We start from the raw sequence: 16,238 nt of genomic DNA, 5'->3' as shown, positions 1-16,238 counted from the left end.
ATTTTAGAATAAAGATTAACGATTTTTATCTTCAGATTTTGATAATACCTGCAATTGTTCCTGAACAAACTTCTTCATTTTTAGCATTTAGCATTTTAACTTTGCATTTTAATTTTCCAAATCTAAAGTATATTTTTTCTGAAATAACGGTTACTTTTTCGTTAGGATAAACTGGTTTTAAAAATTCTATTTCATTTGATGTTAAGGCAATTAAAGTGTTTTTATTAATTTTATTGTTTAATAAAAATATTCCCAAACAAACTACTCCAATTTGCGCCATAACTTCGGTTAAAATTACACCAGGCGTTACAGGATTGTCTTTAAAATGCCCTTTATAAAAATCTAAATTTGCATCGAAAGTATAGTTTCCTACTACTCCATTTTCGTTAATTGAAACCAGTTCGTCTACAAACAAAAATGGTTTTGAATATGGTAATTTGGATATGATTTCTGCTGTATTCATTTTCTAAAATTTCAATAAAACTCTTTGCGCTGAAAATCCTGGTCCAAAACTTAACATCAATCCATTTTCGCCTTTGTTGGGTTTGGCATCCATAATTCGTTCTAAAACATATAAAACGGTAGCACTCGACATATTTCCATACAAACGTAAAACTTCTTTAGTATCATTAATGTTTTTTCCTAAATCGGAAAATAAATCTTCAACTGTATTCACAATTTTTTTTCCACCAGGATGAAAAATTAAGTGGTCAATATCTTCAATTTTTAAGTCATTTTTTTCTAAAAATGGATGAATGATGTCCGGAAAATGCGAAGCAATAGTTTCTGGAACTTCAATGTCTAGAACCATTTGCAAACCCGAATTGGTCAATTTAAATCCCATCATGTGAATGTTATCGTAAAAATGATACATGTCTTCAGCAATAATTTCTGGACCTTCATCCTCTTCATGTGACGAAAGTAAAACACAAGCCGCTCCATCGCCAAAAATTGCAGCACTGACAATATTTGCCATTGAAAAATCATCCAGTTGAAAAGTTGCCGTTGGACTTTCGACTGCAATAACCGCAGCACGTTTTCCGGGATTGGCTTTTAAAAAGCTTTTAGCATAAATAATACCCGATATTCCTGCAGCACAACCCATTTCGGTAACCGGTAAGCGAACAATATCTTGACGTAATTTTAAAGTATTAATAAGATAAGCATCAAGCGACGGAATCATAATTCCAGTACAACTTACTGTTATGATGTAATCTAAATCAGTTGGTTGCCAGTTGGCTTTATCTAATGCTTTTTGCAACACTTTTTCGCCCAAATCAATTACTTCTCTAACATAAATATCGTTTCGTTCTTCAAATGAAGTTTTAGTAAAAACTTCTACTGGATCCATAATTGAATAGCGTTTATCAACCATAGCTCCTTCAAAAATCTTTTTCACTTTTCTTATAAAACGTGGTTCTTGATCGATTAACCAAGCATCCAAAAATGGTAGAATTTCGGCTGTTGATCGGGAATATTTTGGTAATTGCTTGGCAACTGTTTTTATTTTTACACTCATTGGTAAGGAACTGCTAATTTGTAAATTTTGAAAATCTATTTTCTTTATTCTTTACTCTATTTTCGGATAATCCACTGATATCTAAAGGCCCATTTCCATTCAATAATATATTTCTTAAAACCTAATCTCTTTGAAAAATTTACTAATTCTCCTTTTTTAAATCCTCTTAAAATAGAGACTAAACCATCTTCTTTCGACATTTTATTTAATCTAAAAACAAAACATAAAACTTGAAAGAGTCTATAAGCAACAGCACTTCGTTGCAAATCATTAATTACAATTCCTATACTTGCATTTTCATTAAAAACGGATACTAATTTGATGATTTCAGCGTCTTTAAAATGATGTAAAGTCAAGGTACACAATACAATGTCATACTTTAAATCTTTGAATTTATCATCAAAAATATCTTCACATTGATACGTTATATTTTGATATTGTTTCGATAATTCTTTAGCATGATTAATTGTAAATTGGTTGGCATCAATTCCTATTAATTTAAAATTCAAATTATTATTTGAAGCATAATCGGCTAATGCTCTTAACATATCACCGTTTCCGCAACCAATATCAACGATTGTAACCTCTTTATTAGGTGAAACCTTATTCATCAAACTTTCAACGCCTTGTAAAGTTAGTTTGTTTCCTCCTAAAAGCTGATTTATTTTTGCGATTTTATCTAAAGCATCTCGAAGAATTTCACCTTCAAGTGCAAAATCATCCATGATTTCGGTTTCATCAGTTCTATATTTGGTATTTATAAGCATATAGATATTCTATTTAAAAAGGTTTTCCGTGTGTTTGCTTTATTATTGTTTTTAACAAAAATGGAAATAATATAAGTATACGCATTAATGCTTCTGAGAGTTTTGGTTTTAATAATGTATTTGATAATAATCGTCCTGTTTTCAGTCTTTTTTTAAAATTAAAATTCCACAATTTAGTATACTTTTTTTCTAATTCTGCTCTTGTTTTTAATTCATTATTTGAAAAACCTACAAGTAATTCTGAAACCAATTTAGCACTGTGAATAGCCATTGCCATTCCGTTTCCGCAAAGTGGATGAATTAATCCAGCAGTATCTCCAATCATTAAAATATGATTTTCTACAGCAAGCTTTTCTTCAAAAGAAACTTGACTTATAGTTAATGGTTTTTCAAAAAGCAATTTAGAATTTTCAAAAATTTTGTTCAAATGGGGATTTTGCTTTACTACGAGATTCTGAAAATCATTAATGTTTTTATATTCTTTAAATTCTTTGTACTCTACCAAATAGCAAATATTTATTATGTCATTTTCAACTTTTGAAACCCCACAATAACCACCTCTAAAATTATGTAATCCTACCGAATCATTAGGAAATTCACCCGAATAATGGCCTTTTACAGCCAACCAAGGCGATTTTTGTTTGATAAAACTTCTGTTTAACGTTACATCAATATTGGATCTTTTTCCGAAAGCACCAATTACAAAATCTGAATTTAAAATCGTTCCGTTTGATGTTGTAATGGTAAATTTTTCTTTATTAAAAGTAACATTTTCTACGTCTTCTATTAGAATTTTGCAACCATTTGCAATTGCTTTTTTATAGAGGTAAAAGTCTAATTCATATCGACTAATCCCAAATCCGCCAAGAGGAAGTTTTGTATTTATTGAAGTTCCATCAGTTGTTGAAAACTGAAGTTTTGTAATAGTTGTAGGCTTTAAATCAGACAATTGAATATCTAAATAGTCAAAATAGTAAAGTACTTCATTAGAAATATATTCGCCACAAACTTTATGTTTTGGGAATTCGTTTTTTTCGATAATTGTTACAGAAATTCCTTTTTTAGAAAGATGAATTCCGGCGGTTAAACCAGCCAAGCCTCCACCAATTATTATTATTTCTAAATTTCTCATACAAAAGTAAATTTAGTTAATTGGATTGATTAAAATATTATATAATTATGTTAAAATATTACATAACTTTTGTCTTTACAATTCACAAAAAAAAACTGCTCCGTTTCCGAAGCAGTTTTTAAACTAAATAAACTAAAATAAACTATAATTTTCCGTTTTTGATTTCTTCAACAATCTCAGGGTTTAACAACGTTGAGATATCTCCGAAATTTGAGAAGTCACCTTCTGCAATTTTTCTTAAAATTCTACGCATGATTTTTCCAGAACGTGTTTTTGGTAAACCGCTCACAAACTGAATTTTATCTAACTTAGCAATTGGTCCAATTTGGTCAGAAATCAATTGGTTAATCTCTTTAGCAAGGTTAGCTCTATCACGACTTTCACCAGTTTCTTTCAAGATTACAAATCCGTAAAGTGCATTTCCTTTGATATCATGTGGGAATCCAACGATAGCACTTTCTGCCACAGCTGGGTGTTCGTTGATAGCATCTTCGATAGGAGCTGTTCCTAAATTATGTCCAGAAACAATGATTACATCATCTACTCTACCGGTAATTCTATAGTAACCTACTTCATCACGTAAAGCACCATCACCAGTAAAATATTTTCCTGGGAAAGCTGTAAAATACGTTTCTTTATAACGTTGATGGTCACCCCAAATCGTTCTAGCCATCGATGGCCATGGGAATTTGATACACAAACTTCCTGTTACTTGATTGCCTTCAATTTCGTTGCGCAATTCGTCCATTAAAACTGGTTGAATTCCTGGTAATGGTAGCGATGCATACGTTGGTTTTGTTGGTGTTACGAAAGGAATTGGCGAAATCATTATACTACCAGTTTCTGTTTGCCACCATGTGTCTACTAGCGGACAACGCTTTCCTCCTACGTGGTCATTGTACCAGTGCCAAGCTTCTTCATTGATAGGTTCACCTACCGAACCAATAACTTTTAAGGAACTTAATGGAAATCTTTGTACATAATCTAAACTTTCTTTTGCCAAAGCACGAATAGCCGTTGGCGCAGTATAGAATTGATTTACTTTATGTTTTTCAATTACTTCCCAAAAACGGCTAAAGTCTGGATATGATGGGACACCTTCAAAAATTACGGTTGTGGCACCATTTAAAAGTGGTCCGTAAAGAATATAAGAATGTCCAGTAATCCAACCAATATCGGCAGTACACCAATAAATGTCATTTTCTTGGTAATTGAATACGTTTTTAAATGAATAGGCTGTTTGAACCATATAACCTGCTGTTGTATGAACCATTCCTTTTGGTTTTCCAGTTGAACCAGAAGTATAAAGAATGAATAATGGATCTTCTGCATCCATAATTTCGGCAACACAATTAGGAATCGCTGCGTCCATTAATGGTTGTAACCAAATATCACGACCTTCTTTCATTTTTACTTCCGAATTGGTTCTTTTTACCACCAAAACTTTTTCAACGCAAGGTGATTTTTCTAAAGCTTCATCTACAATTCCTTTTAGGTCGATAGCTTTATTTCCGCGGTAACTTCCGTCAGATGTAATAACCATTTTACATTCAGAATCATTAATACGTGCCGAAACAGCAGAAGATGAAAATCCAGCAAAAACCACTGAATGGATAGCGCCAATTCGAGCACAAGCCAAAATTGAAACGGCCAATTCAGGAATCATTGGAAGATAAATACAAACGCGGTCGCCTTTTTTTATGCCTTGTTCACGAAGAACATTCGCCATTTTGGAAACTCTTGCGTATAGTTCGTTATAAGAAATATGTTGTGCTTCTTCGTTAGGATCGTTTGGTTCAAAAATGATAGCCGTTTTATCGCCTCTTTTTGCCAAATGCCTATCGATACAATTTTTAGTAATGTTTACTTTGGCATCCAAAAACCATTTGAATTTTGCTTCTTGAAAATCAAATTCCATTACTTTTTCCCATTTTTGGTACCAAGTAAAGTTTTCATCGGCTACTCTGTCCCAAAATTTTCTTGGTTCACGTACCGATTTCTTATACATTTTAAAGTAATGCTCTAAATTGTCTATTGTATAGTAACTCATTATTATTCTATTTTTTATTCGTTTGTTAATGTAAATGTAACGATAAAATAAATGTAGAAAAGAATTTTCTTGCTAAATTACTATACATAATATAAAAAACAGATAGCTTAACTGATAATTCTGCCGTCTTTCATCTCGATTATTCTATCGCTTTTGTGTGCAAAATCATCATCATGCGTTACAGCAATAATAGTTTGTCCGAAATTTTTGGTTAGTTCTTGAAAAATATCAAATACAATGGCTGTGTTTTTACTATCCAAATTTCCTGTTGGTTCGTCACCCATAATTAGTAATGGTTCATTTATTAAAGCTCTTGCAATGGCTACACGTTGTTGTTGTCCACCAGAAAGTTTACTTGCTGGTTTTAAAGCTTGGTCTTGTAAACCTAATATTTCTAATTTTTGATAAGCGCGTGCTTCAATTTCTTTTTCAGATAATTTGCCAAGTTTCAAAGCAGGAATCATCACATTTCTCAGACAAGAAAACTCTGGGAGTAAATAGTGAAATTGGAACACAAACCCAATTTTTTCGTTTCTTATTTCGGCTAACTGGTCTGTTGATAAACCAGTCATCAATTTATTATCAATATATAATTCACCTTTATAATCGGTATCCATCGTGGAAAGTATGTATAAAAGTGTTGACTTACCACTACCCGATTTTCCAACCATGGAAAGAAATTCACCTTTTTTTACATCAAATGAAATTTCTTTCAAAACTTGAAATTCGGTTGGCTCGTGGAAGAATTTATCGATATTTTTGGTTTCTAGAATGTTCATTTTTATTTCCTTAAAATTTCAACTGGATCAACATTTGCGGCTTTCTTAGCTGGAATATAACCTGCGAAAAATGTAATTACTAATCCGATTACAACACCTTGAACGAATTTTTTTGGTTCATAATCGATTGGAAAATAACCGATATCACCACCTAAATAAACTTTTTTTAGAATTGTAATTAAAATTGTTGCTAAAATTACACCACCAATAACGCCCATAATTCCTATAGTAACTGCTTGTGTTACAAAAATTCTGATGACATCTTTTCCTTTAAAACCCATGGCTTTTAGAATAGCAATATCATTTATTTTTTGAGAAACCGTCATATTCAAAATATTATAAATTCCAAACCCAGCAACTAATAAAATAGTGAATGAAACAAATGTGATAATCATTTTTCGCATTTTGTTTGTTGCCATGATAGTAGCATTTGCTTCTTTCCAACCTTCGGCTTTGTAACCTGTTATTTGGGTAAGTTTGGCAGCCACTTTTTCGGCAATTTCTGGATCCGTAACATTTACGTTGATATCTGTTATATATGAATTTCCTTCTATTAGTAATTGCTGAGATGATGAAAGATTGATATATGATTTTGTTTTATCTGTAACGGAATTATTGGTTTTAAAAATACCAACAACCTTAAAAGTTCTATTGATTCCTTTGGATGAAGTTAAGTTTAAATTATCGCCTAATGCTAAATTCATTTTTTCAGAAATTCCACTTCCAATGACAATTCCGTTTGGGTTTGATTTTAATAAATCGAAATTCCCATCGACCATAAACGATTTAATATTGTACATCAAATTGGCTTCGTCTGGTTTTATTCCGACAGAAATTCCTGCTATTTGTGACTTTCCATTATTATAAAAAACACTTGTATTAACTTGTGGAGTTGCAACAATAACCTCTTTTTGTTTTAGAATAGTTTCCAAAATCATTTTCGGATTGATGATGGTATTGTTATTTGGAACTACTTTTGGATTAACAATTAAATAATTATCTTCAGAATTTTTGACTAATACTTTGCTGATTTCATCATCTTGATATACTCTAATATGAGATGTGTTTCTAAAAATTGAAGTATTGGAACTTTTATCGAAACCAACCAATAAACTATTCATAAATATATAAACCGACATTCCCAATAAAACACCTAAAACAGCAACTGCAGTAAGTTTTTTATTTGAGAAAATATAAGTTTTAGCAATGACAGAATTGATGTTCATTTTTATAATTTTAAAGGTAAAAGAACATCGTTTTTATCAACTCCTTCTATTACTTCAACGTATTCTGTAGAAATGATTCCGGGTTTTATAATTACATATTCATCTTTGCCTTTTACATTTACTTTGTTTCCAAAACCAACATAATTTCTTGGAACTAAAAGCGCATTTTTCTTTTCTCCAACCAAAATATTAGCTTCCAATTGTGTTCCAAAAAGCGAATTGTCAAATGATTTATCAAATGTAACTTTGCATATAAACGATTGAGATTGTTCATCAAAAGCAGACAGAATTTCGGTTACTTTTCCGTTGTAAGTTTTGTTTTTATTGGTATTTAATTGAACGAAAACCAATTGTCCTAATTTTACTTTTCCAATGCTATTTTCGTCCACATTCAAAACCGCTTCTACTTTTTGAGCATTAGCGATTGTAGCAATAACTTCACCTTTTTTTACATAATCGCCATTGGATTTTAGTTTTTTGATAATCGTTCCGCTTTCTGTTACAACAATCGAATTGTAATTTTGGATAACTTGATTACTTTTCAATTGACCTTTGGTAGCAATTTGTTGTTGCTTGGCTTGTTGCAAAATAACTCTGTATTGTTTTTTCAACGAATTCAAATTGGATAACGAATTTTTAGCAGCCAATTGAGCATTTTCATATTCTACTTTCGAACCAATGTTTTGCTGATTCAGGCGTTCATAACGTTCGGCTTGTTTTTTATCTTGTAGATATTTGCTTTCTGCAAACTGAATATTTTGTTCCAATTGCAACAAAGCTGGAGCATTTGAAGATACATTTTCATTAGAAATCACAATTTGTTCTTCCGAAGTTTCAGCGTTAATTTTATTGATTTCATTATCTAAAGTAGCGATACTTTTTCCTTTTGCAACTGTGTTTCCTACTTCAAAATTGGCATTTTGTAAAACACCATCCGTTTGAGCTGTAAGATTATACGAATCGTCCCATTCCAATTGCCCAGACGCAAAAACCAATTCTTTTATATCTTGATTTATTGGTTGAACTTCTTCACTTTTTCCGCATGAAAAAAGCGTTAAAACGATTAGTATAGCTAGTGTTTTTATCGAATATTTCATTTGAAATTTATTTAATCAACAATAAATTTGTATTTTCAATTCCGTTAACCCAATGTTTTACATTTGGTTCAATTTTTACAAAATCACCTGAAAATAAAACTGCTTTAGTTCCTTTTTCATCTTCATAAACAGCATTTCCTGAAACACATACAAGCAAAGCAGGAACTTTTGTAATATGCTCTTCTAGTGTGCTATCTTTCAAAATTTGTAAGGAAATAACTTTTCCATCTGTTGCAGGAAATAACATGTTTGTTTGTACTCCTTTTGCTTCTGTGTGTAATTCTTTTAAGTTCATTTTACTTTTATTTTGTGTTTGTGAAAAAGCGATTGTACTTGTTGCAATCAATAAAATTGCGATAACATTTTTTGATATTTTCATATTACTTCTTTAAAAGAGTTAGTAAATTTGTCATAGTTTTCAATCCTTGAGTTTCTATATCAAAGCTAAAATTGGATATTTTCCATTGAAGCATTTGTAATCGAAAACTTCCCATTGCAAAGTGCACCAAGCTATCTGCTTCCATTTCTTGATTGAATAAATTGGATTCTTGACCTTCAATCATTATTCGCTTTAATGCTCCAAAATTTGTTTCAATCAATTTTTTTATGCTGTTTTTTATATCTTCTGAATTATCCATCAAACCATCAGATAAAACGATGACAATAAAATGAGGATTTGTTTTAAAAAACTGAAATTGACTTTTAAAAAGTGCTAAATATTTTTCTTCAGCATTGATTTCTGAATTCAGAATTGTATTAAATCGTGAATTAATATTATCCGACAGAAAGCTAATTAACAATAAAACAATATCCTCTTTGTTTTTAAAATGTCGGTACAACGCACTTTCAGAAAAGTTCATTTCATGAGCTAAATTCTTTGTGGTCAAACCTTTTATACCTTTTTCCATCAAGAGTTTTCCTGCGGATTCTATAATTTCTTGTTGTCGTTTGGATGTTTTATCAATCATAAATAAAAAGTTAGTGAATATTCACTCTGCAAATGTATATAAAAAAAACCAACAAAATTAATTGTTGGCTTTAAAATTTATAAAATCGATCAACTTGAATATTGTTCCATCATATCTTCTATAGTTTCCCAATCTGCGTCTGTTCGTAAACTGCAACCAAAATCAACTAATAAATCTTCACTAGCATATATTTCTTCAAGTTTGTCATTGATTTTATCTAAATCTTCTATGTAAAATAAAATTTCGATACCTCCTTCAACAGGAACTCTTGAAATCAAATGACAAACACAAGCTTTGTTTAATTCTTTATCAAAATATTCTTGAATTTCACCAATATCATGACCATTCATATCTTCATAATCTACATTCAAAAGTCCTAAAATTGGACAATATTCTTTGTAAGGATAGTTTTTATATCCAATGTTTATCCAAGCTGTATAATGTTCGTCATCTTCACCTGTAAAAGAAACGATAGAAATTTTAGTTTTTGGAAACGCTTTGCCTGATGCTTTTATGGATTCCCAACTTTCGTTGTTTTTCTTTTTAAAAAAATTGAGCATAATTTATAGTTTAATAGATTTCTAAATAAAATTCTTTTGTTGGTTCATTGATGTCAAAATTAATTCTTTTAACTTTTATTAATTTCATTTTCAATTTTCTTTATCAAATTTTCATATAATCCTTCGTTACTATTTTCCGTAACAATTTTTGTGTATTTATTTTTTTTTGATAATTCATTTGCTTTCACGGCAAATTCTAATGATTTTTTTAAATTTTTTTCTATTCCATATCCTGACATTAAGCAAAAAGCTAAACTTGCATATGCTTTGTAAGAATTTAAATTTATAGCTTCATTATTGTAAACAAATGCTTTATTAAAATCAACTTGTAACTCTCCAAAACCTCTAAGGTACAATTCACTTAATTTATTCAAAGCCCAAATTTTAATATCCTCTTCATCAGACAAAGTTAGTTTTTCTAACCCTTGTATTATTTCAAGTTTTTTTTCGAATTTTAAATCATCAATAAGGTCATCGATTTTTGATTTCAACTCTCTATCACTTATGGATGTGTCATTTTCAGAAATTATTAAAAAATTATTATTCCAAATAGGATTTTCATCGTCATCAAGTTTTAGTACAAAATTTTGGTCGAAATAGTAATCAAGTGGTCCATTTTTTATAAGTTCATTGATATTTTTACTAAATAATTTTATTTCAGCAGTTTCATGAATTGTCACAAAAATTTCTTCAAGATTATTTTCATTATGATCTAATAAAACTAATTCATCACCACCAAAATTTTGAGCTATTACTACACCTTTTATTTTCCATTGTTTTTCAAAAAAGAGAGAACTTTCAAGTATAAAATTTTCATCTTCTTCATCCAATACTGTGTTAAAGCACCAAATATCTTCTGCTAATTCTACTTCATTATGATTTAGATTTAAAATAAAATCATAAATAGTTATTGGAAATTTATAATTCAATTCCTTTTCTACTCGTTTTAACTTCTCTTTTATTGTGTCTTTATTCATACTATTTAATTACAAATTGGTAGTTATCATATTCCAAAAATACTATTTCAGTATGCTACTACTGTTTTATGAGTTTTGAAATACTAAAATAGTAGTATCAAAATTTCTTTTTTCTAAATCATTTTTTGTTATACCGAAGTATCCCATAGAACATATATAAAAATTTTCTGAAAATTCTGGAATTGAATTTTCTGTAGAGAATTGAAATAGATTTATGAATTCATTTCTGATACTTTCAATTTTTTCATTATTTATAATTAATGATTCTGATGTATGTTCTATACCTATATATTGACAAGCCCATTCTATTTTTACATCACTTTGCATTGGATAAGTGTGACCTAAAATTTGGTTGTTTTCATAGGTGAAGAAATCTTCATCTATATCATAATAGGAACTAAGATCATTTTCAGTTAATGACTCCACTTCCAAAGTTTCACTAGATGGAAAAGTGTAAATAGTTTCAAATGACATTTTTAAGTCGTTGAAACGACAATCTTCAATTAATTCTTTAGGAAAAGGTCTTTCTTTTATTTCACTATCAATTGTATAAATAACTTTATGGACTAGACTATATTCAGATGGATTTGCAATAAAAAAATATAAAATTCCTGAACTGGGTAAACTTTTATTTATGTCAAACTTGCTTATTTGCTCTAAGTTTATCTGAGCTAAAAATGTCATTGGTTCATTTTCGCTTTTTGGCCATTCAATATTTTCGGGCAAATCAGGCATACCACCAAATTTTGAATCTCCAAGATTAATTTTGGATTGTTCTTCTTCAACTTCAATGTTAATTGCTGGAATCAAAAAAGTTTCAATTTCTTTACCATTTTCCCATTTTATATCATTTAATTGCTTTAAGTATTCTTCTTTAGTTTTCATTTATTAATATGGTTTTAATTAGCTCATAACACTTGTTCAAATAATATTTAGAATCACACACAAATCCTATTTCAAAAAAAATTAGTTAATAGATTTCTAAAACAAATTCTTTTGTTAATTCCTCATTGTTAAACCCGATGCTTTCGTATTCAAAATCAAAATTCATTTTCATTTCTAATATAAGTTTTTGGTTTTCTAGTTTGAGAAAATTTATTTCAGTAACATCAACAGGATTGTGACAGTTTTTCAAATAAATAGAACCATCAATATATCCTTCAACAGGATTTATTGGAAATTTGATAGATTTTCCAATACATGAACTCAATGAATCTGGCAATTGAATTCCGTCTAATCTTATTGAAGTTTCAATAATTTCATCATCAAGAACGAATTTAGAAATTGGAAGAAATATTGTGAAAAAATTATCTTCAAATTCTTGAATACTTCCTTCTAAAAATTCAAATTTATCAACTGAAAAACTTTCAGTTAGATTTGGAAAATCTTCTTTATTTTCTTCTATTTCTTGAAAATCTAAATGGGTTTTACCGCTTTCAAATTCTTTTATAAAATCTTGAACGTATTCGTTTTCTGATTTGGCTCCATGTTTCCAAAAGATTTCCATCATTTGAATATCTTTTGTATAAGATGCCCATTCTATTCCTGTTGTATCATTGTTTAAAGGTTTATTTGCATCAAAACCATTTGTTAATGCAATTTCAACTTCTTTGTAATCTCTTTCTACAACTAGATTCAAAAGTTCTTTTTCGGTCATGTTTTATATTTTCTAAATTTAATTTTATTCATTAAAAATATAAATCTAATTGATTAGTCATCAATTTTTATGCAATATAAAAAAAGCAACTATATAAATAGTAATCTATACAGTTGCTTTAAATTTAATGTTGTTAGATATTTATCTAAACGAACCAATTTTAGCTTTCTCAAATTCTTCTCTTACTTCGTCAATGATAGCTTCATCGTCAATAGTTGATGGAATTTGGAAGTTTTCACCGTCAGCGATACTTCTTAATAATTTTCTTAAGATTTTGCCCGAGCGAGTTTTTGGCAATCTTTGAACAATTACAACATCTCGTAATGAAGCAACAGCACCTATTTGATCTCTAACCAAATGAACCACTTCGTGTTGCAATTGAAAATGCTCGATATCTTCACCAGATTTATTAACTACTAATGCCAATGGAACTTGACCTTTCAATTCGTCATTAATTCCAATAACAGCGCATTCTGCAACCGAATGATGTGAGGAAACTATTTCTTCCATTTCGGCAGTAGAAAGTCTGTGACCTGCCACATTGATAACGTCATCTACTCTACCAGTTATATAAATATAGTTTTCATCATCTTTAAATCCGCCATCGCCTGAAAAATAATATCCTGGAAATTTATTCAAATAACCTGCTTTGAAACGCTCGTTATCTTTCCACAAATCCAACATGGTTCCTGGTGGCAATGGCAATTTAATTACCACATAACCTTCCTCATTTGGGCCTAATTCTTGTCCGTTTTCTCCAAAAATTCTAATGTCGTAACCTGTAACTGCTTTTCCTGCAGAACCTGGTTTTATTGGTAAATACTCTACGCCCATCATATTAGCAATCATTGGCCAACCTGATTCTGTTTGCCACCAATGGTCAATTGCAGGAACTGGAATGTGCTCGCGATACCATTCTAAAGTGGCTACATCACAACGTTCACCTGCTAAGAATTGGGTTCTCAAACAAGACAAATCATATTGTTTGATAAATTCACCATTTGGATCTTCTTTCTTGATAGCACGAATGGCTGTTGGAGCAGTAAACATGATACTTACTTTATGCTCGGCAATCACTCTCCAAAACGTACTTGCATCTGGAGTTCTGATTGGTTTTCCTTCAAATATTACTGTTGTATTTCTATTAATTAATGGTCCGTAAACGATATAACTGTGTCCAACAACCCAACCCACATCGGATGCAGCCCAAAAAACTTCGTCTTGTTTGGCTCCATAAATGTATTGCATTGAAAATTTAAGTGCCGTAGCATAACCTCCTGTATCTCTGACAATTCCTTTTGGTTTTCCTGTAGTTCCAGAAGTGTATAAAACGTACAATGGATGTGTTGCATTTACAGGAACACAAGGAGCTTCGTCTGAGCCATAAACTAGTGCATCATAATCAACATCGTATTTTTTGAAAGGAATTCTAGCTCCTAATTTTCTATTGAAAACGATGACTTTTTTTGGTTTGTGTTCTGCTAATTCTATGGCTTCGTCCACTAAAGGTTTGTATGCAATCAAACGGTCAATCTCAATTCCGGAAGAGGCTGTGATTATTAATCTTGGTTTGCAATCGTCGATTCTTATGGCTAATTCGTGTGGTGCAAAACCTCCAAAAACTACCGAATGCGTTACTCCTATTCTAGCGCAAGCCAACATGGCAAAAGCTGCTTGAGGAATCATTGGCATATAAATTACAGCCGTGTCACCTTTTTTCAATCCTAAAGAAATCATTCCTCCAGCTAGTTTAGCTACTTCCGATTTTACTTCGTTATAAGTATATCGCTTTACATTTTGAGTTACAGGCGAATCGTATATGATAGCCGTTTGATCTCCTAAACCATCTTGAATGTGCTTATCTAAAGCTAAATAACACATATTTAATTCTCCATCTTTAAACCATAATGGATAATCATTTTCATCTTTTGATAAAATGGTAGATGGTTTTGTATACCACTCTATTTGGTCTGCTTGCTCTTTCCAAAAAGCTTCAGGAGATTGAATACTTTGGTTGTAAAATTCTTGGTAATTCATTAGTATTGATTGGTTTGCGGTTGTTTTAATTACATAAGTAAATGTAAATAATTAATCAATACGAGTTAAAATATTCTTGCTAAATAGGTATATACGAAATCGTTTGCGTAATCCTCTATTCAAACTAAAAATTAATTCTTAATTTCTAATTTATAACCAACACCATGAATGTTTACTATAGTAATTGAGGAATCTTTATCTAATTTTTTTCTAAGCTTTGAGATAAACATATCTAAACTTCTAGTAACTATTACACCTTCGTTTTCCCAAATTTCCTTTTGTAAAGTGTTTCTATCGATGATTTCATTAGGTGATGATGAAAGAATATGCAATAATTTAGATTCTTTGGGAGTCAATGAAATTTGCTCGTTTTCAAATTCAAGTTGATTTTTTTGGAAGTAGAAACTATATTTTCCGATTGTTATATTGGTTTCATCGGCTGCAATACTTACTTCTTTTTCTCTTTTTGCATTTCTAAATCGCATCAAAAAGAAAAGTAAAACTGCTAAAAAAAAAATAGCGAATAAGGAATATTTAGTAAATAAAATATTGGTTTTTGAAGCAAATTTTAAAGTTATAACATAACAATCTAGTGGCATTTTTCTTCCAACACATGCAATAACATTTTTACTTGAATCAGCATCAATATGAAAACCATAAACTATAGCTTCGTTGGAACATTTCCGAACTGAGACAGAATATTCTTTTGGAAAAGTACTTTTGGAAATGTTATTTTTAACGATGTTTATAAGAGAATCTGGAGTAAAAGCAAACTTATTTTCAAAGCTAATTTGAAATTCATTCTTTGAAATTATTTTTATAGGTACTACTTTAGAAGTTCTATCATTGGAACTTATCAATACCTCATGACCTATTTTTCTTAATAGTATTTCATTTTTTGGATCATCTATTGCTGATTCTGTTAGATGAGAACAAGTAAACGGAATAATAAAAATGGCTAAGACTAATAAAAATAATGTGTAAATATACTTTTGTTTCATTATTCAAAAGTATTTAGTTTTTGGTTCAATTAAAATGTATTTAATAAAGATTTACATTTTTTTTACAAACAATTTATTTAAAGTAGAATAAAAAACGCTATTATTTAGAAAGTAACTCCATCACTTGATCTACAACTTTTTTAATAGAAAATGGTTTTGTTAGATAAGCATCTGCACCAAGAGCCATTCCTTTTTCGATGTCGCTTTCTTTATTTTTGGCTGAAAGAAAAATTACTTTGGTGTGTTTTAAGTTGTCGTCTTTTCTAATTTGCTCAATGGTAGCATAACCATCAACCATAGGCATCATTACGTCAAGAATGATCATGTCTGGATAATTGGTTTTCACAATATCCAAAGCTTCTTGTCCATCACGTGCTATAAATACTTCAAAATTATTTTTTTTGAAAGTATATTCAAGTGACATTACTATGTTAGGCTCGTCATCGACTATTAAAATCTTTTTCATTT

General features: G+C 30.2%; 17 protein-coding genes. All 17 read right to left on the bottom strand.

Features of this window, described 5'->3' with window-relative positions; translation table 11 throughout:
- Window positions 1-31: 31 nt before the first annotated feature.
- Window positions 32-463 (bottom strand): 3-hydroxyacyl-ACP dehydratase FabZ family protein, encoded by a 432-nt coding sequence (locus tag ACIQ06_RS08745; protein WP_396145504.1) that lies wholly within the window; start codon window positions 461-463, stop codon window positions 32-34.
- A 3-nt stretch (window positions 464-466) separates the two neighbouring features.
- Window positions 467-1,519, bottom strand: a complete 1,053-nt coding sequence (locus ACIQ06_RS08740) for a type III polyketide synthase (protein ID WP_396145502.1) — start codon at window positions 1,517-1,519, stop codon at window positions 467-469.
- A 56-nt stretch (window positions 1,520-1,575) separates the two neighbouring features.
- Entirely contained in the window at window positions 1,576-2,286 is a 711-nt protein-coding gene (locus ACIQ06_RS08735; RefSeq protein ID WP_396145501.1) for a methyltransferase domain-containing protein, read from the bottom strand.
- Window positions 2,287-2,299: 13 nt separating this feature from the next.
- Complete coding sequence (locus ACIQ06_RS08730; protein ID WP_396145499.1) at window positions 2,300-3,418, bottom strand: NAD(P)/FAD-dependent oxidoreductase; 1,119 nt, start codon at window positions 3,416-3,418, stop codon at window positions 2,300-2,302.
- Between the two features lie 142 nt (window positions 3,419-3,560).
- A complete protein-coding gene (gene acs / locus ACIQ06_RS08725; protein ID WP_396145498.1) occupies window positions 3,561-5,468 on the bottom strand; it encodes an acetate--CoA ligase in 1,908 nt (635 codons plus the stop codon).
- Between the two features lie 107 nt (window positions 5,469-5,575).
- The gene (locus ACIQ06_RS08720; RefSeq protein ID WP_396145496.1) at window positions 5,576-6,247 is read right to left on the bottom strand and encodes an ABC transporter ATP-binding protein; all 672 of its coding nucleotides are present in this window, start codon (window positions 6,245-6,247) and stop codon (window positions 5,576-5,578) included.
- A 2-nt stretch (window positions 6,248-6,249) separates the two neighbouring features.
- Complete coding sequence (locus ACIQ06_RS08715) at window positions 6,250-7,473, bottom strand: ABC transporter permease (protein WP_396145494.1); 1,224 nt, start codon at window positions 7,471-7,473, stop codon at window positions 6,250-6,252.
- 2 nt (window positions 7,474-7,475) lie between these two features.
- Window positions 7,476-8,570 carry an efflux RND transporter periplasmic adaptor subunit gene (locus tag ACIQ06_RS08710; protein ID WP_396145492.1) on the bottom strand — a complete coding sequence of 365 codons (1,095 nt, stop codon included), beginning with the start codon at window positions 8,568-8,570 and terminating at the stop codon, window positions 7,476-7,478.
- Between the two features lie 7 nt (window positions 8,571-8,577).
- Entirely contained in the window at window positions 8,578-8,949 is a 372-nt protein-coding gene (locus ACIQ06_RS08705) for a cupin domain-containing protein (protein ID WP_396145491.1), read from the bottom strand.
- Between the two features lies 1 nt (window position 8,950).
- Window positions 8,951-9,538, bottom strand: coding sequence for a TetR/AcrR family transcriptional regulator (locus ACIQ06_RS08700; protein ID WP_396145489.1), 588 nt, complete (start codon window positions 9,536-9,538; stop codon window positions 8,951-8,953).
- An 89-nt stretch (window positions 9,539-9,627) separates the two neighbouring features.
- Window positions 9,628-10,098 carry a hypothetical protein gene (locus ACIQ06_RS08695; protein WP_396145487.1) on the bottom strand — a complete coding sequence of 157 codons (471 nt, stop codon included), beginning with the start codon at window positions 10,096-10,098 and terminating at the stop codon, window positions 9,628-9,630.
- 68 nt (window positions 10,099-10,166) lie between these two features.
- The gene (locus tag ACIQ06_RS08690) at window positions 10,167-11,075 is read right to left on the bottom strand and encodes an SMI1/KNR4 family protein (protein ID WP_396145485.1); all 909 of its coding nucleotides are present in this window, start codon (window positions 11,073-11,075) and stop codon (window positions 10,167-10,169) included.
- Between the two features lie 66 nt (window positions 11,076-11,141).
- Complete coding sequence (locus ACIQ06_RS08685) at window positions 11,142-11,960, bottom strand: DUF1963 domain-containing protein (protein ID WP_396145483.1); 819 nt, start codon at window positions 11,958-11,960, stop codon at window positions 11,142-11,144.
- An 85-nt stretch (window positions 11,961-12,045) separates the two neighbouring features.
- Entirely contained in the window at window positions 12,046-12,732 is a 687-nt protein-coding gene (locus tag ACIQ06_RS08680; RefSeq protein ID WP_396145481.1) for a hypothetical protein, read from the bottom strand.
- A 141-nt stretch (window positions 12,733-12,873) separates the two neighbouring features.
- Entirely contained in the window at window positions 12,874-14,769 is a 1,896-nt protein-coding gene (locus ACIQ06_RS08675) for a propionyl-CoA synthetase (RefSeq protein WP_396145479.1), read from the bottom strand.
- Window positions 14,770-14,900: 131 nt separating this feature from the next.
- Window positions 14,901-15,770, bottom strand: coding sequence for a winged helix-turn-helix domain-containing protein (locus ACIQ06_RS08670; protein WP_396145477.1), 870 nt, complete (start codon window positions 15,768-15,770; stop codon window positions 14,901-14,903).
- Between the two features lie 100 nt (window positions 15,771-15,870).
- Entirely contained in the window at window positions 15,871-16,236 is a 366-nt protein-coding gene (locus ACIQ06_RS08665; protein WP_344816336.1) for a response regulator, read from the bottom strand.
- Between the last annotated feature and the right edge of the window lie 2 nt (window positions 16,237-16,238).

This window comes from Flavobacterium sp., assembly GCF_044341265.1.
Lineage (GTDB): Bacteria > Bacteroidota > Bacteroidia > Flavobacteriales > Flavobacteriaceae > Flavobacterium.
This window is presented reverse-complemented; position numbering and strand designations above follow the sequence as displayed.

Bases quoted from the DNA above. Each gene is read 5' to 3' on its own strand.
- ACIQ06_RS08745 (WP_396145504.1), bottom strand. From the start codon at position 463: ATGAATACAGCAGAAATCATATCCAAATTACCATATTCAAAACCATTT.
- ACIQ06_RS08740 (WP_396145502.1), bottom strand. From the start codon at position 1,519: ATGAGTGTAAAAATAAAAACAGTTGCCAAGCAATTACCAAAATATTCC.
- ACIQ06_RS08735 (WP_396145501.1), bottom strand. From the start codon at position 2,286: ATGCTTATAAATACCAAATATAGAACTGATGAAACCGAAATCATGGAT.
- ACIQ06_RS08730 (WP_396145499.1), bottom strand. From the start codon at position 3,418: ATGAGAAATTTAGAAATAATAATAATTGGTGGAGGCTTGGCTGGTTTA.
- acs (WP_396145498.1), bottom strand. From the start codon at position 5,468: ATGAGTTACTATACAATAGACAATTTAGAGCATTACTTTAAAATGTAT.
- ACIQ06_RS08720 (WP_396145496.1), bottom strand. From the start codon at position 6,247: ATGAACATTCTAGAAACCAAAAATATCGATAAATTCTTCCACGAGCCA.
- ACIQ06_RS08715 (WP_396145494.1), bottom strand. From the start codon at position 7,473: ATGAACATCAATTCTGTCATTGCTAAAACTTATATTTTCTCAAATAAA.
- ACIQ06_RS08710 (WP_396145492.1), bottom strand. From the start codon at position 8,570: ATGAAATATTCGATAAAAACACTAGCTATACTAATCGTTTTAACGCTT.
- ACIQ06_RS08705 (WP_396145491.1), bottom strand. From the start codon at position 8,949: ATGAAAATATCAAAAAATGTTATCGCAATTTTATTGATTGCAACAAGT.
- ACIQ06_RS08700 (WP_396145489.1), bottom strand. From the start codon at position 9,538: ATGATTGATAAAACATCCAAACGACAACAAGAAATTATAGAATCCGCA.
- ACIQ06_RS08695 (WP_396145487.1), bottom strand. From the start codon at position 10,098: ATGCTCAATTTTTTTAAAAAGAAAAACAACGAAAGTTGGGAATCCATA.
- ACIQ06_RS08690 (WP_396145485.1), bottom strand. From the start codon at position 11,075: ATGAATAAAGACACAATAAAAGAGAAGTTAAAACGAGTAGAAAAGGAA.
- ACIQ06_RS08685 (WP_396145483.1), bottom strand. From the start codon at position 11,960: ATGAAAACTAAAGAAGAATACTTAAAGCAATTAAATGATATAAAATGG.
- ACIQ06_RS08680 (WP_396145481.1), bottom strand. From the start codon at position 12,732: ATGACCGAAAAAGAACTTTTGAATCTAGTTGTAGAAAGAGATTACAAA.
- ACIQ06_RS08675 (WP_396145479.1), bottom strand. From the start codon at position 14,769: ATGAATTACCAAGAATTTTACAACCAAAGTATTCAATCTCCTGAAGCT.
- ACIQ06_RS08670 (WP_396145477.1), bottom strand. From the start codon at position 15,770: ATGAAACAAAAGTATATTTACACATTATTTTTATTAGTCTTAGCCATT.
- ACIQ06_RS08665 (WP_344816336.1), bottom strand. From the start codon at position 16,236: ATGAAAAAGATTTTAATAGTCGATGACGAGCCTAACATAGTAATGTCA.